Annotated in this window: 26 protein-coding genes; 6 read left to right on the top strand and 20 right to left on the bottom strand. The window is 65.8% G+C overall.

Annotated features, from left to right (window positions below):
- Window positions 1–59: 59 nt before the first annotated feature.
- Window positions 60–533 carry an iron chaperone gene (locus ACFK0J_RS14760; protein ID WP_378740461.1) on the top strand — a complete coding sequence of 158 codons (474 nt, stop codon included), beginning with the start codon at window positions 60–62 and terminating at the stop codon, window positions 531–533.
- Window positions 534–554: 21 nt separating this feature from the next.
- Here ACFK0J_RS14760 and ACFK0J_RS14755 read toward each other — a convergent pair whose 3' ends face one another.
- Window positions 555–1,118, bottom strand: coding sequence for a hemerythrin domain-containing protein (locus tag ACFK0J_RS14755; protein WP_378740459.1), 564 nt, complete (start codon window positions 1,116–1,118; stop codon window positions 555–557).
- 254 nt (window positions 1,119–1,372) lie between these two features.
- Between ACFK0J_RS14755 and ACFK0J_RS14750 the strand changes: the two genes are divergently transcribed.
- Window positions 1,373–2,434, top strand: coding sequence for an NAD-dependent epimerase/dehydratase family protein (locus ACFK0J_RS14750; RefSeq protein WP_378740456.1), 1,062 nt, complete (start codon window positions 1,373–1,375; stop codon window positions 2,432–2,434).
- Here ACFK0J_RS14750 and ACFK0J_RS14745 read toward each other — a convergent pair.
- The 6 genes from ACFK0J_RS14745 to ACFK0J_RS14720 form a co-directional block, all read right to left on the bottom strand.
- Window positions 2,431–2,904 carry a DUF1360 domain-containing protein gene (locus tag ACFK0J_RS14745; RefSeq protein WP_378740454.1) on the bottom strand — a complete coding sequence of 158 codons (474 nt, stop codon included), beginning with the start codon at window positions 2,902–2,904 and terminating at the stop codon, window positions 2,431–2,433. The two genes, ACFK0J_RS14750 and ACFK0J_RS14745, sit on opposite strands and share 4 nt — an antisense overlap.
- On the bottom strand, window positions 2,901–4,070 hold the full coding sequence (locus ACFK0J_RS14740; RefSeq protein WP_378740452.1) for a zinc-dependent alcohol dehydrogenase: 1,170 nt from the start codon (window positions 4,068–4,070) through the stop codon (window positions 2,901–2,903). Before ACFK0J_RS14740 ends, ACFK0J_RS14745 begins: the two co-directional genes overlap by 4 nt.
- A gap of 15 nt (window positions 4,071–4,085) precedes the next feature.
- Window positions 4,086–4,601, bottom strand: a complete 516-nt coding sequence (locus ACFK0J_RS14735) for a hypothetical protein (RefSeq protein ID WP_378740450.1) — start codon at window positions 4,599–4,601, stop codon at window positions 4,086–4,088.
- A 146-nt stretch (window positions 4,602–4,747) separates the two neighbouring features.
- Window positions 4,748–5,098, bottom strand: coding sequence for a hypothetical protein (locus ACFK0J_RS14730; RefSeq protein ID WP_378740447.1), 351 nt, complete (start codon window positions 5,096–5,098; stop codon window positions 4,748–4,750).
- Window positions 5,099–5,101: 3 nt separating this feature from the next.
- The gene (locus ACFK0J_RS14725) at window positions 5,102–5,839 is read right to left on the bottom strand and encodes an ANTAR domain-containing protein (protein ID WP_378740445.1); all 738 of its coding nucleotides are present in this window, start codon (window positions 5,837–5,839) and stop codon (window positions 5,102–5,104) included.
- A 153-nt stretch (window positions 5,840–5,992) separates the two neighbouring features.
- Window positions 5,993–6,418, bottom strand: coding sequence for a hypothetical protein (locus tag ACFK0J_RS14720; RefSeq protein WP_378740443.1), 426 nt, complete (start codon window positions 6,416–6,418; stop codon window positions 5,993–5,995).
- Between the two features lie 292 nt (window positions 6,419–6,710).
- On the opposite strand from ACFK0J_RS14720, the gene ACFK0J_RS14715 reads away from it, so the two are divergent.
- Window positions 6,711–7,130 (top strand): VOC family protein, encoded by a 420-nt coding sequence (locus ACFK0J_RS14715; RefSeq protein WP_378740441.1) that lies wholly within the window; start codon window positions 6,711–6,713, stop codon window positions 7,128–7,130.
- A gap of 14 nt (window positions 7,131–7,144) precedes the next feature.
- The gene (locus tag ACFK0J_RS14710) at window positions 7,145–7,537 is read left to right on the top strand and encodes a VOC family protein (protein WP_378740438.1); all 393 of its coding nucleotides are present in this window, start codon (window positions 7,145–7,147) and stop codon (window positions 7,535–7,537) included.
- Window position 7,538: 1 nt separating this feature from the next.
- Here the strand turns inward: ACFK0J_RS14710 and ACFK0J_RS14705 are convergent, their stop codons facing one another.
- The 9 genes from ACFK0J_RS14705 to aztB all read right to left on the bottom strand — a co-directional run bounded on the left by ACFK0J_RS14705 (window position 7,539) and on the right by aztB (window position 16,694).
- Window positions 7,539–7,970: a hypothetical protein gene (locus ACFK0J_RS14705; RefSeq protein ID WP_378740436.1), complete on the bottom strand. Its 432-nt coding sequence runs from the start codon at window positions 7,968–7,970 to the stop codon at window positions 7,539–7,541.
- Window positions 7,971–8,072: 102 nt separating this feature from the next.
- Window positions 8,073–8,990: a thrombospondin type 3 repeat-containing protein gene (locus tag ACFK0J_RS14700; protein ID WP_378740434.1), complete on the bottom strand. Its 918-nt coding sequence runs from the start codon at window positions 8,988–8,990 to the stop codon at window positions 8,073–8,075.
- 366 nt (window positions 8,991–9,356) lie between these two features.
- On the bottom strand, window positions 9,357–10,226 hold the full coding sequence (locus ACFK0J_RS14695; protein ID WP_378740432.1) for an alpha/beta fold hydrolase: 870 nt from the start codon (window positions 10,224–10,226) through the stop codon (window positions 9,357–9,359).
- 98 nt (window positions 10,227–10,324) lie between these two features.
- Window positions 10,325–10,531: a hypothetical protein gene (locus ACFK0J_RS14690; RefSeq protein ID WP_378740430.1), complete on the bottom strand. Its 207-nt coding sequence runs from the start codon at window positions 10,529–10,531 to the stop codon at window positions 10,325–10,327.
- Entirely contained in the window at window positions 10,528–11,388 is an 861-nt protein-coding gene (locus ACFK0J_RS14685; RefSeq protein WP_378740428.1) for a helix-turn-helix domain-containing protein, read from the bottom strand. The genes ACFK0J_RS14690 and ACFK0J_RS14685 overlap by 4 nt, the downstream gene beginning before the upstream one ends.
- A 216-nt stretch (window positions 11,389–11,604) precedes the next feature.
- Complete coding sequence (locus ACFK0J_RS14680) at window positions 11,605–12,402, bottom strand: SAM-dependent methyltransferase (RefSeq protein WP_378740425.1); 798 nt, start codon at window positions 12,400–12,402, stop codon at window positions 11,605–11,607.
- Window positions 12,403–12,595: 193 nt separating this feature from the next.
- Window positions 12,596–13,756, bottom strand: coding sequence for a zinc metallochaperone AztD (gene aztD, locus ACFK0J_RS14675; RefSeq protein ID WP_378740423.1), 1,161 nt, complete (start codon window positions 13,754–13,756; stop codon window positions 12,596–12,598).
- Between the two features lie 35 nt (window positions 13,757–13,791).
- Window positions 13,792–14,709: a zinc ABC transporter substrate-binding protein AztC gene (gene aztC / locus ACFK0J_RS14670; RefSeq protein WP_378740421.1), complete on the bottom strand. Its 918-nt coding sequence runs from the start codon at window positions 14,707–14,709 to the stop codon at window positions 13,792–13,794.
- The gene (gene aztB, locus ACFK0J_RS14665; RefSeq protein ID WP_378740419.1) at window positions 14,706–16,694 is read right to left on the bottom strand and encodes a zinc ABC transporter permease AztB; all 1,989 of its coding nucleotides are present in this window, start codon (window positions 16,692–16,694) and stop codon (window positions 14,706–14,708) included. Before aztB ends, aztC begins: the two co-directional genes overlap by 4 nt.
- A 48-nt stretch (window positions 16,695–16,742) precedes the next feature.
- On the opposite strand from aztB, the gene aztA reads away from it, so the two are divergent.
- On the top strand, window positions 16,743–17,471 hold the full coding sequence (gene aztA / locus ACFK0J_RS14660) for a zinc ABC transporter ATP-binding protein AztA (protein WP_378740417.1): 729 nt from the start codon (window positions 16,743–16,745) through the stop codon (window positions 17,469–17,471).
- A gap of 13 nt (window positions 17,472–17,484) precedes the next feature.
- On the opposite strand, the gene ACFK0J_RS14655 is transcribed toward aztA, so the two are convergent.
- Both ACFK0J_RS14655 and ACFK0J_RS14650 read right to left on the bottom strand, forming a co-directional pair.
- Window positions 17,485–18,405, bottom strand: coding sequence for a hypothetical protein (locus tag ACFK0J_RS14655; RefSeq protein ID WP_378740415.1), 921 nt, complete (start codon window positions 18,403–18,405; stop codon window positions 17,485–17,487).
- Window position 18,406: 1 nt separating this feature from the next.
- Window positions 18,407–19,447: a methyltransferase gene (locus ACFK0J_RS14650; RefSeq protein ID WP_378740413.1), complete on the bottom strand. Its 1,041-nt coding sequence runs from the start codon at window positions 19,445–19,447 to the stop codon at window positions 18,407–18,409.
- Window positions 19,448–19,579: 132 nt separating this feature from the next.
- Between ACFK0J_RS14650 and ACFK0J_RS14645 the strand changes: the two genes are divergently transcribed.
- Window positions 19,580–20,599, top strand: coding sequence for an ABC transporter substrate-binding protein (locus tag ACFK0J_RS14645; RefSeq protein WP_378740411.1), 1,020 nt, complete (start codon window positions 19,580–19,582; stop codon window positions 20,597–20,599).
- A gap of 185 nt (window positions 20,600–20,784) precedes the next feature.
- On the opposite strand, the gene ACFK0J_RS14640 is transcribed toward ACFK0J_RS14645, so the two are convergent.
- Entirely contained in the window at window positions 20,785–21,336 is a 552-nt protein-coding gene (locus ACFK0J_RS14640) for a dihydrofolate reductase family protein (protein WP_378740409.1), read from the bottom strand.
- A gap of 109 nt (window positions 21,337–21,445) precedes the next feature.
- Entirely contained in the window at window positions 21,446–21,961 is a 516-nt protein-coding gene (locus ACFK0J_RS14635; protein ID WP_378740407.1) for a hypothetical protein, read from the bottom strand.
- Window positions 21,962–22,371: the final 410 nt, after the last annotated feature.

Below are 22,371 nucleotides of genomic sequence, written 5' to 3'. Positions count from 1 at the left end.
GCCTCCGCTCCATAGCATGGAGATCGTCCCCAAGAAAGTTGGCCGAGAGGAAACCGGCAATGAGCGCTCAGAAGTCCGACAAGGACGCCACCGCGAAGAACAAGTCCTCGGTGGGATTCACCGCCGAGGAACTAGCCGCGATGAAGGAACACGCACAGGAACTGAAGACGGCGGCGCGCCGCGGGCCACGCGCGGCGAAGGCGGATGGGGAACGCGACGTGCTCGCGAAGATCGCGGAGATGTCGGACTCCGATCGCACGATGGCCGAACGCCTCCATGCCATCATCAAAGCCAACGCACCAGAGCTTTCGCCGAAACTCTGGTACGGCATGCCCGCCTACGCCAAGGACGGCAAGGTCCTCTGTTTCTTCCAAAGCGCGGAGAAGTTCAAAGCGAGGTACGCGACCTTCGGCTTCAACGACATCGCGAATCTCGACGACGGCACCCTCTGGCCAACCGCTTTCGCATTGACCGCACTGACCGCCGACGACGAGGCGCGAATCGGCGAGCTCGTGAAGAAAGCGGTCAGCTGAATCCGGACAGCGAAGACCGTGCTACTTGTCATTAGCGGAGCGCCAGTCGCGAACGGCGTCGCGGACCCGGTCGAACACCGCCAGTGGCGGTCCGGCGATCAGGTTGGCCAGGGGTGATTCGCCCGCGGCCGGGTGTGGGCGGGTGGGTGCGATCGCCTCGGCCGCACGCACCGCACCGGCCATGCGCCGCAATTCTTCCGGAGACAGGTGCGCGGCCATCGCGCTGAACTCCTCCGATTCTTCGTGGCGGGCGTGCTCGAGCACCGCGTCGGCGAATTCGGCCAGCTTCTTGTCGAAGTCGGGATGCTCGACACCCAGATCGTAGAGCTCGGAGAGCGTCTTTTTGGCCTCGCTCTCCTCCACCAGCCGCTGCCGCACCACATCATCACCGGCCTCGGCCCGGCGGGCAGCGGGATGAACAATCTGTTCCTCGGCACTCTCGTGCACCGCCAGCAATCGCACCAGCTCATGGAACTGGTCCTCCTTGGCCCCCTGGCCCGACTTCAGCCGGTCGAAGCATTCCTTCACCTGCCGATGCTGATCCACCAACAGCTCGATCACACTCTGGTCCTGACCCGTCGACATCTCGTCGCTCCTTGTCCGTCCGAACACCTCCCGCGCGCCGCGCTGCCCGCGGTCCTTTCCGCCATACCCCCACCGTCGCGCCGCACACCATGCAATGGCCAGGTTCTCCAGGACACTCGGCGCACTCGGCCGTGCCCGCGTCATGTCACGAGGAACGGGTACGCCGCCCGAATGAACGTGACACGATCCGCGAGCACCGGGCACGGTCGACGTGATGCGATCGCGGCAAGCGCAGCCGCAAGGCCCGCGGGCAGGTGAAGGTTGTCGTTACCGGCGCGAGCGGGAATGTGGGGACCGCGCTGTTGCGCTCGCTGCGTGCCGAGAACTGGGAGGTGGTGGGCGTCGCCCGCCGCCCGCCGCAGCTCGAGCTCGCACCGTACGCCGGGGTCCGCTGGATCGGTTGCGACATCGGCGGCCCGCGGGCGATACCGATTCTGTCCGAGACGTTCGCTGGAGCGGATGCGGTCGTCCACCTGGCGTGGGCGATTCATCCGCACACCGCGGACCCGCCCATGGAACGGACGAACCTGATCGGCACCGCGAATGTGCTGGCCGCGGCGGCGGCTTGCGGGGTGGCCCACTTGACGTGTGCTTCCTCGGTGGCGGCGTATACGCCCGCGGACCCCTGGCAACGAGTCGACGAGCAATGGCCGCTGGCCGGGGTAGCGCATAGCGCCTACAGCGGCGGCAAGGCGACACTGGAGGCACAGCTCGACGCATTCGTCCACGCGCACCCATCGATCCGAATCGCCAGGGTGCGGCCGTGCGGTATTGCGCAAGGCGCTGCGGCCGCCGAGTTGGCCGACTGGGCGCTGAGCCCGTGGCTGCCACGATCCCTCATCGGTCACCGCTGGCTGCCGGTACCCCTGTGGAAGGACCTGCGGCTACAGCTGGTGCATGCCGAGGATGTGGCCGCCGCGATCCGGCTGATTGTGCTCGAACAAGCGACCGGAGCGTTCAATCTCGCTGCCGAGCCGGTCATTTCGGCCCCGATATTGGCCGCGACGTTCGGCGGTTTCCGGCTGCCGGTGCCGCGGCCGTTGCTGACCGCGACGGCATGGACCAGTTGGCGTCTCGGCCTACAACCATTGCACTCAGGCTGGCTTCAGTTGGCCGACCGCGCCTGCTTGGTCGATACCGGCAAGGCGCGTCGAGATCTCGGCTGGTCACCGAAACACGACGCGATCGCCGTGGCTACGGAACTCGCCTCCAGCTTGCGCACGGGCCGGTGCGGAAACAGCCCGGCTCTCGCGCCCCGGCGAGCTCCGTTTCGCCTCGGATTCCCGACCCACCAGAGCCAGCACCGCAGGCGCTAACCTTCGGCCAGTTGTTGGGCCTTCGCGTAGGCGAGGTGGAGGAAGTCGGCGCCGGCGAGGGCCGCCATCGAGTCCGCGACCATGCGAGTTGCCCGTGGGGCGAATATCTGGCCGACGGTGAAGCCGGTGATCGCCCAGACGTCGAAACAGAAGGGGCAGCTGAGCAATTCACCGAGACTGCGCTGGATACCGTTGGCTTCCTTGGGTTGTTCCATCACCTCGCCGGGACCGCTGTCGTCGTCGGTCGGTCGGGTGAACGGGGCCCGGACGGGTTCGGTGACCGCGGCCTTGGTGACGGTGCGGGAAAGTTTGTGTGCGGCGAACGCGGTGATGACGAGTTCGCGCACCGTCATGGCGCGGGGCAGTTGCCGATTGGTCAGATTTCCCAACAGGGCGACCGCGGCGACGACGATCGCGTACAGGGTCATCGTCGCCACATAGCCGCCAAGGCTGCGCTTGTTCTCGGTCATGGGCGGAAAACCGCCCGGACACAACCCTCCTGCTTGTTCTTGAAGATGTCGTAGCCGCGGACCGCGTCCTCTAGTGGCATGTCGTGGGTGATGAGATACGACGGATCGAGGTCGCGCTGCTGGATGTAATCGAACATCCGCGGCACGTAGCGCTGCCCGTACTGTTGCGACGACCGAATGGTCAGACCCTTGTTGGTCACCACACCCATCGGGAATTTGTCGGTCAGCCCATAGACGCCGAGCACCGAAACGATGCCGCCCTTGCGGCAGGCGAGGATCGCCTCGCGCAACGGCGTCGCGCGGTCGGTCTCCAGCCGCAGCAGTTGCTTGGCGCGATCGTAGATCTGCTGTAGTCCGGTGCCGTGTCCTTCCATACCGACCGCGTCGATACAGGCGTCCGGGCCGCGGCCACCGGTCATCTCCCGCAACGCCTCCGGCACACTGTCGACCGCGGTGTAGTCGACGGTCTCGGCACCGAATTGCTTGCGCGCCAAGGCAAGCCGTTCCGGAAACCGATCGATGACGATGACCCGGTCCGCGCCGAGCAGCCGGGCGGTGTGCCCGGCCATCAACCCGACACCGCCACTGCCCCATACCGCGATCGTGTCGCCGGGTGAGATGTCGCAGAACTCGGCACCCATCAGACCGGTCGGCACGGCATCGGACAGGAACACCGCCTGCTCGTCGGTGAGGCCGTCGGGAATGGCGAAACAGTTGACGTCGCCGAACGGCACCCGAACGTATTGCGCGTGGGAGCCCTGATAACCGCCGAAGGGGTGGGTGTATCCGTAGATCCCACCGGTCGGGTAGCCGAGCACCGGCTGTTGCAGTTCGGCGTTCGGATTCGTCGTGTCACACGACGACCAGAGTTCGTGATCGCAATACCAGCACGATCCGCAGCCGATGAACGACGGAACGACAACGCGGTCACCGACTTTGCGCGCGGTGACCTCGTTGCCCACTTCGACGATCTCGCCCATGAACTCGTGCCCGATCACGTCGCCTTCGCGCATGCCGGGCAGGTAGCCGTCGATGAAGTGCAGGTCGGAACCGCACGTGGTGGTCAATCGAACCTGTACGACGACATCGTGCGGGTTGAGCAGCGACGGGTCGTCGACAGTCTCGACGGCGAGTTCGTTGACGCCGTTCCAGCAGAGTGCACGCATTGATCGTCTCCCAGTTCAGTGAGCGGCCGCACGCGCGCTCGGGTTGTGGGCGAGGGTAGGTACTTCACCGGTCTGCAGCAGTGCGCGCGCTCGGTAGAGCACCTTGAATGCGGCTGCGCCGGTGAGCAAGTCGGGAACCGGTGACTTCACCTGCAAGGTCACCTCGGTACCGAGGTCGTGGGGTGCGTCCCGGAATGTCAGCTTGATCTCCACACCCTCGGTGGACGAACCATTGCCCCCAGCGCGGACGAAACGCAGACTGCCCTCCTCCGCTACCAAGGTGGTGTCCCACGTGACGGATTCGTCACCCCGGCGCAGAATCCATTCGTAGCTGGTGGGTCCGGTCGACCGGACCTCGGCGAGATCGCCGAGCACTACGGACAACTTTTCGGGGTCGCGCCAGAATTGCTCGACCTGATCGCGCGGCCGACTGATGGTCACCGTCTGAGTGCCGCCACCGCTGCTGCCGGAGTCGATCACCTTGCCCACCAGATCGGTCAACTGCTCCTTCGCCTTATCGAGGTAGTTCACGAGTGCTCCTTCGAACGGTTTGCTCTATGGCACATGTCAAGTGCGGGCGCGGTGGGTGCTCACCGTGTTCGACTCCCCGACGGCCTACCCGGCGGTTGAGCCGCCAAACAGCACCGGCACGTCCCCCGGCGTGTCCATACCGACCGCTAATCCTCGCTATCGGACTCGGATTGCCGGTGCGGCGCGGCGAAGGGGTTCGCCGCCCGCTCGGTGTCGGCCGGGTGCCGGTCGATGTCGACACTGGGCGGGCGCATGAGCAGGTAGGGGGCGCGGGCGGGGGCGATTTCGTCGAGACGTTCGTTGATGGCGTGCGCGAGAACGTCGTGCTGCAGAGTCGGCAGGGCCATCAGTCCGTTGAGGTAGGCCTCGATTTCCATGCGGCCGACGTTGCCGCCGAGGGCGAAGTAGCGCAGCCACAACTCGTCCATCGTCAGCTGACTGGCCTTGTACGCCGCGGCCAGCCGGTCTCGGTAGTCGTCCTCGCGCGAGGCGTGCACGGCTCAGCCGCTTTCCGCTGGCTGCGTGGTCGACGCGACGATCGCTTCCGCAGCCTGCCGTACCGAGGTACGACTGTGCTGAGCCAGCTCGATCAGCCGCCGGTAGGCGTTATCGGGGTCCAGGTGCTCGCGAGCCATCAGCACGCCGCGGGCGAAGGAGATCGTCTCGCGCGACTGGAGTGCGTCTTTGAGGTCGGCGCTGAACCGCTGTGCGGAGTGCGCGGTGTGCAACTGGACCAGCAGCATCGTGATCAGTTCGGCGAACCTGCGCAGCAGATCTTCGCTGACGTCGGTGTAGGCGTGCGGTCTACGGGAGTACACCTTGACCGCGCCCAACGCCTCACCCGCGGTGAGCAGCGGTGCCGACAACACCGAAGCAATGCCCAATTCGACTGCGCGCGAAGACCATTCCGGCCAGCGCTCGTCTCGGACCAGGTTGTCGACGCGGACGAGCACATGGTCATTCCATGCCGTCAGGCACGGCCCTTGGTCTAGTCCGTACTGCAGTGTGTCGGCGGATTCCACGATCGGGTCGGTGGCCGCGGAGGTGATCCGCCGACCCTGGTTGTCCAGCAAACTGATCCCGGAGCCGGAGCTGGCCGGGATCACGTCAGCGGCCAGCGAGGTGATCTGGGCGAGCGCCGTAGACACGGTCTGCTCGGACAGCAACAGTCCCGATGCGTGTGCGTAGGCGGCCGCCAGTTCGTCGGCGGCATTACTCGGTGGCGAATCCCCGGACATCTCGGCACCTCGATCCAGCGACGGGACGGGCTCGTGCACCACGACCGAGCTCGCGAGCATTAGCGGAATGCCCATACGCGGGCGCGGCAAACGGTGCGCGTCGCTGTCTTGCCGCGCCCACCGATCATCCTCGGGGCCGGATCCGGGAGCACGTCATTCCGGGGCAGCGGGTTCTCGGATCTCCTGAGGTACGGACCCGCCCGCTATGTCGGCGGCGATGCCGAGATCCTCTTCGTAACTGCTGATGGTGAGGTCATCGTCGCTGTTCCGGAGACCGACGGGATCGGATAGCGCCGAGTCCGGTTCCACTGGCGCGGTTTCCACCGTGACGTCGGGCTGTTCTTCGGCCAACCGTTCATCCAATGGTCGCGGGTGGGCTTCTTCCCACGGCGTCATGCCGTACTTGGTGACACCCGACCAGTGCTCAGGGGGATCCATCCCGCGTTCTTGCGGATCGACCCGCAACCGGTCTTCGTCGAGGTCCTCTGCACTGTTGAGCGCGGCCGGGTCGGTTTCCACCGAGTCCGGCGTACCGGCGTCCTGTGGCGGATCGTAGGTGTTTTCGCCCTGTTCCGTCATTGATACCTCCTCTGCCAGTACCTGACTTCCCGCCACGGTGCTGTTCAACCGGTGACGGGCGGGCCATCCCCGGTACTTCCACCACGGCGCTTCCTCGACCGGTCGCAATCCAACGGGCGCGGAGTACCCGCGAGTCCTGCGGCGAAACCGCAGCATCAATGGCGCCTAGTTATGTACCCAATGCGACCTAGGGCACACAGCACACCATCAGCAACCTCCATAAGGTACAAATGTACTTATATCGTTCACACCCCTGCCGCCAACGGCGGCGATCAGCGACAAGGAGAAGACCATGCCGTTCGCTCCATGTTTAGGCGTCAAGGACACAGCGACCAGCAAGGCGTTCTACGAACAGCTCGGCTTCGTCGTCGACAGCCAGACCGCGACCGATGACGACGACATTCACATGGTCCTGTTCGATGGACAGTTTTGCGGCATGTTGTACCGGTACGCACACCTCGAGTCCTGGCTGCCTTCCCTGAAGGAGCAGCCGGTGGGGTTCACCGGGATGTTTTATCTCGAAGTGCGGAACTTCGAAGAGATGCTCGAAAAATGCACCGCGGCAACAGAAATCGTCAAGGGGCCGATGACCGACCACACCGGCACCCGGATGTTCTACATCGCCGACCCCGACGGATACGTCATCGGCATCAACGACGCCGACTCCCGAGCCGACAGCGACCTGGTCGGCCAGTACAACAACCAGGCCTGAAGGAAGGTTTCGCCATGTCAGGTAACTCCAGCTCGACACTTTCGGCGACCGTCGCCTCCTATGCCTTCTGGGCCGCTGATGGCCGTGCGCTGGCCGAGTTCTACGCGGCGGCACTGGGTTGGCAGATCGCCCAGGAATTTCCGGACGAGAACGGCATTCCTGTCGCCTTTTTGGTCACCGACGGCACGACGACCTACGTGTTCTACACCGCCGAGCAATTCCGTGCCCCGAACTGGCCCGCCGATGAACTGCCTTTCCATCTGGATCTGAGCTTCGACGATGTCGCCGACGCCGAGCGACGGCTGGTGGACCTCGGTGCCACCAAACCGGATTTCCAACCCGGCGGCGAACAGTGGACGGTCCTGCTCGACCCGTCCGGCCAGCCCTTCTGCATCAGCCAACGCTGAGCTAGTTGTCGACGCCGTTATTCGGCGGCAGGTTGTAGAACTCCGGCATGATCTCGTTGAAATGTGTTGCTTCCCAAGCGGTTTGGTTGAGCATGTTGGGATCGATGGTGACGAATGGCATCCATCCTTCTTGGTACCAGCGAGTTTCGCCGTCGTTGATTCGCCGCAGGGCGATCTCGGCAGTACAGGCGGTGAAGCCTTCTTGGAGTGCCCGACACGAGTCGTAGATCAGGTAGTTCACATCGAGCTGAGCCAAGATGGGGATGGATCGCCAGACTTCACCCAGCGCGAGCGGTAGCGCGCGCAGGATCTGGCCTTCGAGCCCGGGCCCAGCGACCTGGCCGAGTCGGACGAAGGCGTCGAGCAGATCGGTCGCCCGTCCGTCCGTGATGGTCCATCGGTTCCCCTGCAGACCGATGCCGGTGTCGGACACCTGTCGCCAGTCGATCGCGGTGGCTTGCCGCCCATCCCACGGAGACCGAGCGTCCGTGCGGACCCGCCCTTGGACGGTCTGCCCCGTGCCACCGGGAAACAGTCACGGCATCATCTTGATCAGTGGATCGAACACCCCCACCTCGGTGACGGGGGCGAAGAAGCGGTTGGTGATCGCCCCGCCCTCGTTGGTCGGTGTGTACAAATGCTTGCCCGCCCAGACCATTTGGCCGAGTTCCTCGCCGAGCCGGGCCAAAACCCCGGTGCTGCAACTGAATGGGTCGGTGAGCAGCGGCGTGAGGATCCGCTTCAGCGGCTCGGTGATCAGCCCTTCGGGCAGCCGGAATCCCCATTCGAGAATGTTGCCGATGATATCCAGCCGCGAGCAGGTAGGGACCGCGAGGGTGAGCGTGTCCTCGCCGAACAGCGGCCCACCTCGACCGAGGAACTCGAAGATCTGACGCTTGCGATCGTTGCTGGAGACGCGGAAGGCCATGACCGTCCGCCGCCAGTTGTCGTTGTAGTTCGAACACGCGGCACCGAGTTCGTCCGAAGTCCGGTACATCGCCCCCGGATTGGCGTCTTTCCACTCCGTCGCAAGCCGATGAGAACTCGGATTGACCGGCGCCGGAGCACCTTCGGGCCGGACGGCAGGTGATTGATCGGCATTGGGGACGAGTACGCAGTTGTCGGACCAGTTGACGGCGCCGTCCCCGTCGAAGTCCGCCCAGTACAACGGTTCGGTGGCCGGTGGCGAGTTCGCCATGGTCCATCCGTCGGCAGGCACGTCCGGCAATGGCCGGGGATCCGGGTACGCGACCGGCAAGACCGGCGCCTCGGTGGTGCATCCCCACATTCCGCACACCGGTGGGTCGGGGTACGGCTCCGGCTGGACGCTCGGTGCGGCGGTGACCGCCGGAGCCATTCCCACCCCGGCCGCGATCGCCACGGCGGCGACCACGAGTTGCCGCTGCCTCCGGAGAACAGGCTCTTTCCAGTTCGTATTTCGACCTCTTGCCACGGTGCGCCCTTCTTCATCTGCTCAGCACATGGTGCGTATTCCGGGCGCAAGCAGCGGAGTTTCCGCCATTGCGTCGGGATGAGCAGAACGATACACTGTCTCAGACAGATGGAGAAGGTTTTATGATCGAGCTCCAGGCGCTAGTGGATGCAATGCTCCGCGCACTGAGATGAGCTGAGCAAGCAGCCTTCAGCGCGCAACGCCGCAGTTCAGAGGCGCATTGGACAAGCCAGCACTCTCGTGAGACAACTGAAAATACCACTTACCCAATGCGCGCCGGAATCAAAGCTCTACTGCCCCGATTCGTGCGTGATAATTGCGCTATCGATACGGCGGTTGCGCAAATTTCGAAGCAGCTGCTCGGCATCACTTCTTTCCGTCGAGAACCTCACGCAGTGTGCGAGCAAACGCCTCGGGCTGCCCGGCGTAGCCGAATTCCTCGTCGATGAACCCGCCGTGGTGGCTGGGAAACACGATCGCCTGCTGACCGAGCCGCTCGGCGGCGGCCACCGACGTACGTCCGGTGAACGTGCCCAGTGACTCCTCGCCCACGGCTATCACGACACGAGTCGGCGCCGCGGCGAGCGCGGCGAAGTCGGGGCGATAGCTGCTGACCGCCCACGACCGGTCCGACAGCAGCGGGTCGTCACGGCTGCCGTCGTCCTCGTTCGGCAGCCCGAACGCAGCTGGGTCCGGGGCAGGCTGGGCAAAGTACTCCTCGGTGATCTCGCCCTGCCACGATGTCATCGCGATGAAGGCCGCCATGCCCGCACCGAAACCCTTGGCCTCGTACACGTCGCGATAGCCGGCACGGGCGCGCTCGACAGCCGCCGCATCCGGAAGTACCGAAATGAGCGGCGGCTCATGGGCCACCAGCGTGGTCACATCGGCGGGGTAGGCCGTCACGAGCGCGAACGCGACGATCCCGCCACCACTGCTGGCGAATATCTCGACCGGACCGGCGCCGAGCGCCTCGATCAAGGCATGCAGATCGTCGGCGTGCACGGTGGGCACATGGTCGACCCGACCGTCTTTGCGAATGCTGCGGCCGAGGCCACGCGGGTCGTAGGTGACCACGGTGCGATCGGGGAAATACGACCTCAGCGCGCGAAAGCCGCTGGCATCCATGGGCAGGCCGATCAGGAGCAACGGTGGGCGTCCGTCGGCGGTGGGCAGCGGCCCGTGCACGTCGTAGGCGATGTCGAACTCGGGGGTCGCGAGAGTATGTGTCGTCATATCGATAAGGACGGCTTTCGCGCCGAGAAATCATCGGGCCCGAATCGTCGAACCAAGCACTCGCGCCGATGATTTGGCGATCACAGCCCCGTGGCGGTCTACGACCTGCGGTCCGATACTCGACGCACACTGAGCATGGCGGCGAACACGGTGATCAGCGTCTGCACCGCCGTGGGCCAATCGATCAGGAAACCTACCGGCGCCGAAACAACCACCGCCGCCGCCAACTCTTGCAACGGCGGGCCGGTCGGGCGCGGCGCCGACGGCTGCGGGCTGGGATCGCCCGCGGGTGGCGTCAGACTCATGCGAGCTTCGTCCTGTCTTCCGATCCGGTCATGAGCGCGTCGAGCCGTTTCGCGGTTTCGCCCGGTCGTGCGGCCTGGGCGGCGAGCAGGTCGACGATTTGCAGATAACGCTCGATGTCTTCGCTGCTCTCCAGATACAGCGTGCTCGTCGGTTGCGATACGCACACGACGTCCGGTAGCTGCCGTTCGATGAAGCGCAGGTACAGGAAAGCGCTCCCGATCACCGCGGGACCGAAGGCAGCATCGCCGACGATCTGCATGACGATGTTCTCCGCCTGTATCACCTGCCGGAGATGGCGGAGCTGATCGCGCCACACCGTGGCGCCGCCGATCCGACGACGCAGTGCGCTCTCCTCGACCACGAGCCACACATACGGCGGGTCGGCGCGGTCCAGGATCGCCTGCCGCCGTAATCGCACGGTGAGCAACCGATCGATCTCGGTGTCCGGGCGATCCGGATACCTCAATCGGAGTGCCGCCCTGGCGTATTCAGCGGTTTGCAGCAGTTCCGGGGCGACCGCGGGTTCGTAACAGCGAATCGTCCGGGCCGCCGACTCCAAGTTCAGCAGCTCGAATCCTTTGGGGAGCGAGTCACTGTCGCGGTGCCACCAACCGGGCTGATTACCGAGCTGCACCAGCGACAGGTACTTGTCGTGCTCCTCGATATCGGTGACGCCGTAGAACTTCAGCAGCTCGACCACGCCGCGACGATCGAGCCCGACCATGCCGGATTCGATGCGACTGATCTTCGATACCGAGGCCCACATGCCGTCGCCGACATCCTGTTGGGTCAGCCCTCGTTCCTTGCGTAGCTGCTGAAGCCGCGAGCCGAGCATCCGCCGAAGAACCGTGGGCACATCCGCGATGGTGGTGCTGGCTCGGATGCTGGTGGGCTCAGCGCATCGCAAGCTTCGATCTGCGTTCACGGGTCCAGTCTGGCACCGGGAACTGTGTTTGTACTTGCAGATGTACACGCAAATGCACGCACATTCGGGTACCTAGGTGAAAAAACCGCCACGGTCCGCAGGCGATCAGCTGTCTCCTGGAGACCGTGGCGGCGACTTCAAGATCTACTAGGGCTTACGCGCCACCGCGCCGTAGGCCGAGATCGGTCGGGTGTCGCCCACTTCGGATTCCGGCACACGCCACTGCGTGATCGGCACGAAACCGGGCTCCACCATCTCCAAACCGTCGAATACCGCGCGGATCTCGGCTTGCGGCCGGGGGGTGTACGGCGCGCCACCGGTCTTGGCGTACTCCGCGCACAACCTGACGTAGGCATCGCTGTCGTCGGTGCCGTCCCACATCACCAGGTAGCTGCCCGACGGTACGGCGTCCAGCACCGTGCTCACGATGCGCCGCAGGTCATCGTAGGTTTCGGCGTGGCCGAGCACGCCCATGAACATGACGGCGATCGGCTCGTCGAAATTGAGCACATTGCGCGCGTCGGCGATGATCTGCTCAGGGTTGTTGAAATCGGAGTCGACGTAGGTGGTGACACCTTCATTTGTCGTGCTGTTGAGCAGCGCCCTGGCGTGCGCGAGCACCAACGGGTCGTTGTCCACGTAGACGATCTTGGCCGATGGCACGATACTCTGGGCGACCTCGTGGGTGTTCTGCATCGTCGGCAGCCCGGTACCGACGTCGAGGAACTGCTTGATGCCGACCTCGCCGGCGAGGAAGCGGACCGCACGGATCAGGAACTGGCGGGACTGCACCGCCATGGTGCTGATATCGGGGTCGATCTCCTTGCCCGCGTCCCCGGCGATCTGATCGATTTCGTAGTTGTCCTTACCGCCCATCCAGTAATTCCAAATGCGCGCCGAATGCGGAATATCCGTTCGGATCGTCGGCGTACCTTCATCTGACATGGGGTTTCGACTCCTCAGCACACGTACGGCGGCACACAGAGCAGTGTCGCGGCGGGTTGTTGCATCCGACCTGCACTGCGACAGTACAAGATTGACACGTCGCATACACGCAGGTTGGCGGAGATGTAACCAGTGTCGAGACCGCCCCGGCTCGCGAGCGGCGAGCCGGGGCGGGAACGTGGGGCGGAAGAGGTCAGTGGCCGGTGACGCCGCTGAGTTCGTTGGGGGTGGCGGGCAGGGTTGCGGTGGCTGTGGTGGTGCCGGTGGGCAGATCGATGCGGAAGACCTTCTTGCTGGTGGGGTCGGAGACGTAGGCGGTGTCGCCGCGGACGAACAGGGCGGGGCGGGGCTGCTGCCACTTCAGCGGTTCCTGCCACGGGTCGATGACCGGGATGGTGCGGGTGACGGTGGCGGTGACCGGGTCGATCACGTGGATGCGGCCGTCGGTGCCGAGCACCAGTGCCTCGCCCTGCGGGCCGCGGGCCAGTGAGCGGAAGGTGTAGCTGGTGCCGATGTCGACCAAGCGCATGGTGTTCGTTGCCGTGTCGATCAGCGAGATCTGGTGCGGGCGTTCGAGTTCGGCGTCCTTGTCCTGCTTGTAGTCGCCGAGCACGATCGGCGAGGCCGCGCTGCCGGACTGGTTGCCGATGCGGCCGTACGGGGTCGGGCTGGTCACCTTGGTGATGACACCGTTGCGGTAGACGAGAACGCCGTTCTGGCAGCCGATCACCACGGCCTCGCCCTGTGCGGTCGACTCGCCGTGCACGCCGGGGCAGTCCTCGCTGCGGGTGATCTCCTTGCGGTCCTTGTCCAATACCGCGATGCCGACCCGCTTTTCCTCGGTCCCGAGGGTGACGACGAGTTCGTCGTTCGCCAGTTCGATCGCCACCCCGTGATGCGGTGCGGCGGCCCGATAGACCTCGGTGGCCGGTTTGCCCCCGTCGAGCTTCGCCGGGTCGAAGATCGTCACTTCGCCGGTGCCATCGGCGAAAAGCACTGTGCGCCCGGCATGTTGAACGACGTGACCCGGCTTCTCGCCGGGGAACTCGATACCGGTGAATTTCGCGTCGAAGGCGTCGAGGACCTGGAAGCCGTCCTTGGTCGACACCATCAGGTGGCGGTCGTCGCCCGCGGGGTTGAGCCGGTTGAAGCCATCGAGTTTCAGCTCGCCGGACTGCTCCAGCGACTTTCCGTCCAGCAGGTAGATTCCGCCGTCGTAGGTGACCCCGATCGGCTCGGCGCCCGGTTCGTGTGCGTGATCGGAATCCTTTGCGCCGCAGCTACTGAGAGCGACGGCGGAGGCGATCAGCCCGGACAGGGCCACTGCTTTCGTGGCTCGTGACCGAATATGCATGTGCTGCTCCATTTTTCTCGTGCGGTGTGCTGTGCTCATGGCGCGGTGAGGCCGCGGACGATCGCCGCGGTGTTGGCGCGCATCATTTCCAGGTAGGTGCCGGCGCCCGCGCCGGGTTCGGTGAGCGATTCGGTGTGCAGGCCGATGACCTGCACGCGCACACCGGCCTGTTCGACGAGAACCTTGGCGAGCCGGTCGGGCTGGGCGGAGTCGACGAAGATCGCGCCGACACCGGCGGCGCGGATGGCGCCGGCGAGGGCGCTGAGGTCGGACGCGCTCGGTGAGGCGAGGGTCGTTCCGCTGGGTATCACCGCGCCGACCACCTGGAAGCCGAAACGCTGTGCCAGATAACCGAATACGTGGTGATTGGTCACCAACTTCCGACGTTCCGCGGGGATGGTGGCGAACTGTTCGGTCATCCACTGATCGAGCTGGTCGAGCTCCGCGAGGTATCGGTCGGTATTCGCCCGGATCTTCCCGGTATCGATGCCGTCGACGTGGTCGGCGATTCCGGCACTGATCACCTCGACCGCCCGGCGCACCCGCTTCGGATCGGTCCAGAAATGCGGGTCCGGCCGACCGGCCGATTCGTCCGAGACGTAACTGATGGGATCGACCCGGTCGGCGACGGACAGCGTCGGCACACCGGCTCGCTCGGCCGCCTCGACATTGCGCGCGACGCCCTCCTCCAGGCCGAGACCGTTGTGCACGATCAGTCCGGCGCGTTCGAGCTGTGCCGCCTGCTGAGCCGAGATCGCGAAGGCGTGCGGGTCGGCATTCGGCGCCATCAGGACGGTTACCTCGGTGGCATCGCCGACGATGGCGCGGGTGAGATCACCGAGAATGTTGGTGGTGACGACGATTCCGGTGCCGTCGCGCCCGTCGCTCGTGCACGCGGTGAGCGCCGGCAGCAGGACGGCCATCGCGGCCAGTACGCGGATCACAGTTCTCATGAGCCCGTCTCCACCAGGTCGGTCGGCGCGATATCGAGGGTGAATGTTCTTGCGACGCGCAGGTTGTCGTTGTAATCGACCTCGTACACCCGGCGCGCCCGTGCGTCGCTGACGTAGGCGCGATTCGTATCGACGACGATCACCGGCGCTGCGGCGTCGTCTGCGAGCGGGTCGGCGAGCAGCGGGATCCGCTGTGTCTCAGCGCCTGTTTCGGGATCGATACCGTGCAGCACACCGTCGCGGGTGAGGGCGAGCAGTGGCGAACCCTCACCCGCGGTGTTCACGGCCCGCACCGGACCGATCGGCGCCAGGGTCCATGCCTTCTTCCTGACGTCGAGCGACCACAGACCCTGCTGTCCGGCCACGGCGGTCAGCGTGGTGCTGCCGGGACGGTGGGTGAATTCGACCGCCCGATCGGACTCCGGAACCTGTTGCGGATAAGGGATCTTCGCGCCGGAGAAGACGCCGTCCTGCCGGGTCACCACCAATGCGCCATCGGCACAACCGAAGACGACGCCCCGGCGAGTCACCGCCTGACCTCGCGCGCTCGGGCAGGGCTCGGCGACAGTCGTCACCGGCGCACCATCGCGGGTCCTGACCTCGACCCGCTCCCCCGCTACCAGCAGATGTTCGGCGTAGGGCACGGCGGTCCCCGCGCTGATCCGACCGCGTTCGGTGACTGCCCCACCGTCGAGTGCGGGCCGATCCAGCAGCACCGTGCCGCCGTCGACAGCCAGTGCGATTACGGCGGTGTCACTGTGCGCGGCCGTTACTCGGCCACCGGCGATCGAGCCGACCTCGCGGACCGGTGCGCGGTAGTAGTGGACGTGGTCACCGTGGTCGACGGTCCACGCACCGCCGTCCACGATCCGCACCGACCCAGCCGAACTCGCATAGGCGAACCTGCCGTCGGTGACGATGCCCGCCAGCCCGTCCACGCGGCCTGCCTCGGTAGTTTGTTCGGTGATCAGGTCGAGCACCCGAATTGCCCCGGAACCCTTGTCTCCCAGGATCAGTCGTGATTGCGCGTCGGACGCTTCCTCGGCTCCGGCGACGTAGCCGTGCGGCGTCGGCTCGACAGCGGGCGTGTCGGCGCCGGAACCGCAGCCCGCCAGTGGCCCGGCGGCCGCGATGACCGACAGCAGCGCAATGGGTTTGGCGGAACGCCGGATCCGATCGCGCAACGTCGCGGCCACGGCCGAGACGAAGAACAAGCCCACCGCGACCAACGCGATGGTGGCCCCCGCAGCGGTACCGGCATGCCACGAGATCAGCAGGCCGACAACGGTCGACAGCGCACCGAGCAACGCCGCGATCACCATGATCATCGGAATCCGGTCGGCCCAGTAGGTGGCGGCTGCCGGTGGCGCGATGAGCAACCCGAACACCAGCAGCGTCCCGACTATGTGGAACGACGCGACGATCGCCAGCGTCACCAGGCCGACCAATGCCACGTGCGCGAGCTTCGGCCGCAGACCGAGGGTGTGCGCTTTGCGCGGGTCGAAGGTGAGCGCCACGAACGCTCGATGCCCGAGCACCGCCACCACCAATGCGACCAGCAACGCGGCGGCCAGATAACCGAGATCTCGTTCGCCAACGGCCAATACGTCACCGAACAGGAAACCGGTCAAGTCCACCGCGAAGGATTGGGAGCGGGAAACGATGATCACCCCCAGCGCCAGCATGCCCACGAACAACAAGCCGATCCCGGTATCCGCGGCGAAGCGCCGGTTACGGCCGAGGACCGACACCCCGAACGCCATTGCCGCACAACTCACCGCGGCGCCGAGCAGCAGGTTGCCGCCGAGCAGCGACGCCACCGCGACACCGGGCAGCATCCCGTGCGCCATCGCGTCACCGAGAAAAGCCATGCCGCGCACCACAACCCACGTTCCGGCCAGGGCGCATACGCAGGAGACCAGCAACCCACCCCACACCGCTCTTTGCACGAACGCCACCTCGAACGGGTCGAACAGCCACTCCATGATGGGCCACACTATGATGATAATGATTATCATTACAAGTGAGGTGACATGGGACACATCGACCACCCGGCCGCGATCCACATCAGTGGACTGTCCGCCGGCTACGCAGACCACCTCGTACTGCACGAAGTGACCGCGACGATCCCGCGCGGGCAGGTCACGGCCGTGGTCGGCGCCAACGGGTCAGGGAAGTCGACGCTGCTCGGGGTGCTGGCCGGAGTCGTCCCACCGCGGGAAGGGACAGTGCGACACCAGACCCCGGGTCGGCCCGCGTTCGTGGTGCAACACAGCGCCGTTCCCACGACGCTGCCCCTCACCGTCCGGGAGGCGGTGGGCATGGGCCGCTGGGCGCACCGCGGACCGTGGCGGCGGCTGTCCCGCCACGACCACAGCGTCGTCGAAACCTGTATGGCGCGAATGGATATCGGCGACCTCGCGCGCCGCCGCCTCGACAGCCTCTCCGGCGGCCAGCGCCAGCGCGCGCTGCTCGCCCAGGCACTGGCTCAGGAATCGGAACTGCTGCTCCTCGACGAGCCGGCCGCCGGACTGGATTCGGCGACGCAGCAAGAGATCTCGCGTGCGTTGACCGAGATCAGCGGCAACGGTGTCACGGTCGTGCAGGCCACCCACGACCTCGACGAGGCCATGCGTGCCGACCATTGTCTGCTACTGCGCGATGGCCGGGTACTCGCCGACGGTCGACCGCAAACCGTCCTCGCCGAGCACAATTCCGTGGCTTACGCCGCATCGGTCGACCGGGCGGGACCAGCGGCGTAGGTGTTCGCCGACTTCACCTACGAGCCAGCTGCGGATCCGAGTCTTCGGTGTCCGCGTGCTGCGGCGGCGACGCATTGCCGAATACCGCGACCGCGACCGCACCACCGATAGCGAGGAGGAAGCCCAGAATCGCCAGCCACCCGAGTCCGGGCCGGGAGGTGTCACCGAGCAGGAGCACCCCCGCGATGCCCGGGAGCACCGTCTCGCCGACCACCAGCGCCGCGGTGGCACCGTTCACCGATCCCAGTTGCAGTGCGACGGTATGCAGGTAGAACCCGCCGACCCCGGCAACGGCGATCGTCCATCCGGCCGGATCGGCGAGCAACGTGGACAAATGCGGCGGATCGACACCGAGCACGATGCGGACCGCGATCGCCAGGGCGCCGAACAGCAGACCCGAGGCGAGCCCGGCCGCCACCGCACCCTTGGCGCCGAGACGCCGCACGACCAGCTGACTGACCACGAACACGGCCACGGAAACGATCAGCACCCCCCAGTGCAGCACGGGATCGTCGCTGCCCCCACCCTCGTGTCCGGCGGCGGCGCCGAGGGCGGCGAGGGCGACGATCACCGCGCAGATCGCGATCCAGTCGCGCGGGTGCAACCGGATGCCGAGCACGAAGACGCCGAGCACCGCGGTGACGATCAGGTTCGCGCTCATGATCGTCTGCGAGAGAAACAGCGGGATCAAGCGCGCGGACACGGCGTTTCCGGCGAAGCCGACCACATCGAGGACGGCGCCGACGATGAACCACACCGTCAACGCCGCCGCCACCGTGGCAGCCACGGTGGGCGCTCCGTTTGCGGTCAACTGCCCGCCCGCACCGCGCGCCGCCGCGGCGGCAGCCGACCGACGCGCGGCGTAGGCCTGCAAGACCGAGCCCACGCCGTATCCCAGGCACGCCAGCAAGGCGGTGAACAGGCCGATCAGCACCTCATGCGGCCTTCGCCTCGAGATACCAGAAGCCGACGTCCGCTGACAACGGAGACGTGGTGGTGAGGACGAATCCGGCTTGCTCACACAGCTCGGCGAATTCGGCACAGGTGCGTTCCCGGCCACCGACGTTCACCAGCATGTTGAGGTCGCTCAGGTACAGACCCGCCGGCACCGTCTCGGTAACCCGTTCCGGCAGAACCGGTTCGATGATGAGCAGGGTCCCCGTCGGCGGGCAGACCGCTCGGCACTGCCGAAGGATCCGCACGCACCGGTCGTCGTCCCAGTCGTGCAGGATGCTCTTGATCAGATAGAGGTCGGCGCCACCGGGAATGCTGGTGAAGAAGTCGCCCGTGACGACCGACACCCGCTCGGTCACGCCCGCTTCGGCCAGCCGCTCCGGTGCTTGTGCGCTGCCTTCTTCCGTGTCGAAGAGGACCCCGCGCAGCTGCGGGCTCGTCCGCAGGATGCCCGCGAGCAGTGTGCCGTCGCCACCGCCGATATCGAGCACCGTGCTGAAACGGCCGAAGTCGTACGCTTTCGGCAGCGCCTCGGCAACCACCCGCGACGCCTGACTCATGGAGGCGTTGAACAAGGCGGATATGGCCGGTTTGGTCTTCAGATGCTCGAAGAACGGCGCACCGAAGCGTTCGTCGAAGGACGTCTTCCCCGTGCGGACGCTCGACGCGAGATCCTGCCAGGCGTTGGTCATCACCGGGTCGGTGAACATTTCCACGAAGGCGTGCAACGACTGCGGATGGTCGCTGCGCAGCAGTTCGCCCGCCGGGGTCGGCGCGAAGCAGTCCACCGTCGGTTCGGTGAACAGCCCCAGCGCGGTGAGTGCTCGCAGCAGCCGGACCAGCGTCACTCGCGGAACAGCCAAGTCCTCGGCGACCGCGCCGACCGGTCGAGGTGTTGCGCCGAATGCGTCGAGCAGCCGGAGTTCCGCCGCCGCACGCACCACGAAGGTTGTCATGAAGCCTGTCGTCAGCCGCCGCAGCACTATGTCCGGCTGAATTTCCGGCTGTATGGTCTCGCTCATTGGGCCACCCCATTCCCCGTAGTCGATCTTAGTTAGGCTACCCTAATTTCGGCCGATGTGACCAGGGTGGCGTGAGAAACCTCATCCAGGTGAGGCTTGCCTAAGTTGTGGCGGGTGGTTCTAATGGCCGCCATGGACACAATCCAGCTATCCCGCCGCCGCCTGCTCGCGACCACCTGCGCGGTCGGGCTCGGTGCCGCCGTCACGGCGTGCACCGGCCGGTCCCCCGTGGACGAACCGTTCACCGGGCCGGGCGGTTGGTCGTTCACCGACGATCGCAACAGTACCGTCCGGACCGCGGCGGTCCCGTCTCGGATCGTCGCCTTCGTCGGCGCCGCCGGGATGCTGGCGGACTACGGTCTACAGGATCGCATCGTCGGGATCTTCGGCGAAACACGTACAGCGACAGGTGAACCGGCCCCACTGGTGGGCGATCTCGACCTCGGCAAGGTGACGGTGCTCGGCAACAACTGGGGCGAGTTCAATGTCGAGAAGTACGCGGCACTCGAACCCGATCTCCTCGTCACCGATATGTATGCGCCCGACGAGCTCTGGTACATCCCGAACGAGAGCAGGGCCAAGATTCTGGCGATCAATCCGAACGTGGCGGCGGTGCGCGTCGCGCGCCGGACACTGCCGGAGACCATCGCGCGCTACGCCGAGCTCGCTCAGGCGCTGGGTGCAGATCTCAACGCGCCCAAAGCCATTCAGGCCAAGACGCGATTCGATGCGGCCGCGCAGGCGGTTCGCGACGCGGTGGCGCAGCGGCCGGGACTGCGGGTCATGGCGGCGTCGGCGACGCCGGGCATCTTTTACGTCTCCGATCCGAAAGCGTCCGCCGATCTGAGCTATTTCGCGCACTTGGGGGTGGGCATGGTCACCCCGGATCACGTCGTCGGCGACGGTTTCTTCGAGGAACTGAGCTGGGAGAACACCGATAGGTATGCGGCCGATTTGATTCTGCTCGACCGTAGGTCCGCCGCGTTGACACCGGAAGCGCTTGCCGCCAACCCGGTCTGGCGCGGCCTGCCCGCGGTGCGCGGCAACCAGGTCACCGGCTGGCAGCCGGTGTACCGGTTCTCGCACGCCGGTACCGCACCGCTGCTCGACGACCTGGCCGCTGCCATTCGCCGCTCCGGCAAACTGACCTGACGAGGAAACACTGTGGGCTTCGCCAGCGGCGGACAGGTTCCGCACGTAGCCGATCGCCGGGAGTTGGGCGCACGAAGGCGGAGGCCGCGATCACCTGGCTGGTGCGGCACGAAGACACCGGCACCGACAGCAGGGAACTGTCACCGATGCCGGTGTGCACGAGAGGTGGCTCGGCTGCCGGGGCGTCAGGCCGCGGCCGGGCCGTAGTGCAGGTGAACGACGCCGTTGTCATAGGTCTCGCACTCGGTGAGCGCGAGTTTGGTCGCGTCGACACCGTCGCTCCACAGCCGCTCGCCCTTGCCGAGCGCGATCGGGTACACGAACAGGTGCAGGTCGTCGACCAGTCCGGCGGCGAGCAGCGCGCGCACCAGGGTGCCGCTGCCGCTGATGTAGATCGTGCCGTCGATCTCGTCCTTGAGCTTGCGGATGACGTCCGGGTCGTAGGCGCCGAGGCGGGTGCTGTTGGCCCATTCGACCTCGGGCTCCCGCGCGCCGACCACGTACTTCATCGTGTCGTTGAAGAACGGCGCACCCGGGTCGTCCGCCACCGTGCGGGTCGACCAGGCCGGGGCGAACATCTCGAAGGTGTTGCGGCCGAGCAGGATCGCTTCGGCCTTGGCGGTGATGGCGCTGAGGGTCTCCCCCATCTTCGGGTCGAATCCGTACTCGAAGGTCCAGGACGGATCCTCGTACACCCCGTCGAGTGCGATGAACTCGTGAACTGCGATGGTGCCCATGGCGGCTTTCCTTTCGGTTTCTTGCGCGTTGTCGAGAACGACTCTGCAGCCAGCACCTTACGGTTTGTTTACGGTCGGTTCGTCACCCCCGGTGAGCGGCCGGGGAGGCTTATTGCCCGCTCTTCTCGTAGTAGATCCAGAAGCGGGCGGGGCCGTAGTGCCGCCACACGGCCTTGAGCATTCGCCACCCGGTCGGGACGGCGAACGCGGTGGCACCGCCCGCCAAGGTCCAGTCCGCGGTGTCGTCGGGCCACCACCCACCGGCGACCATCTGGGCGAACACCACGATGGTCATCACCCCGCCCGACACCAGCCGGATGTCTACTTTGACCCTGCGCCAGATCGGCCTTGTCGGCACGGACCGCCGGTCGCCGGTCGCCGGCGCCGCCGGGGACGGCGCAACCAACGACTGGCCAGGCGGCCGCTCTGCTCGGTCGCACTCGGTCGACCCGACGGCGGCCTCGCCCAACGGGTCCGGCGAGATCGAGGACGTGGCCGACTGCGGGTGCTGCGGCATGTGCACGATCGACATGGTCGCGGCGGCGAGCACTTGATCCTGGACGTCCTCCGCGCCCGCGGCCTGCTGCGCGGTGGTGTTCAGGGGATCGCGGTGAGAATTCAACATCTGAGTTTCGAACTCCTCGTCGAGGAGCCCGTGTTCGAGCGTTGAACCGCCACGCCGGAACACCGGACTCACGCACTTTCAGGAATGTAACCGACGCACATGAAGTGCATTTCTTCTCTCGAATTCCTGGCGAGCCCCGATCCGCAAGGTTTCGTGCTCCCATGGCCTTCCCCACCGGGGACGACGACACGATCATAACTACTTCAGGCCATTTTTCAACGTTCCTGTTGAGCCGAATACCGGAAGTCGTTCAGCCGACAGAGAAACACTCCGGCACCCCGCCGGACCCGTCCACGCAAGTCCGAACTCCGCTTTCCAACCCGCATGATTCGCCGAGTTATTGGAATTCCAAATCCGATTCCAAATGATTCCAACCAGCAACCGCTACCCCGGTCGACGATTCCAAACGG

It is taken from the genome of Nocardia brasiliensis, from assembly GCF_042691675.1.
Lineage (GTDB): Bacteria > Actinomycetota > Actinomycetes > Mycobacteriales > Mycobacteriaceae > Nocardia > Nocardia brasiliensis_D.
This window is presented reverse-complemented; position numbering and strand designations above follow the sequence as displayed.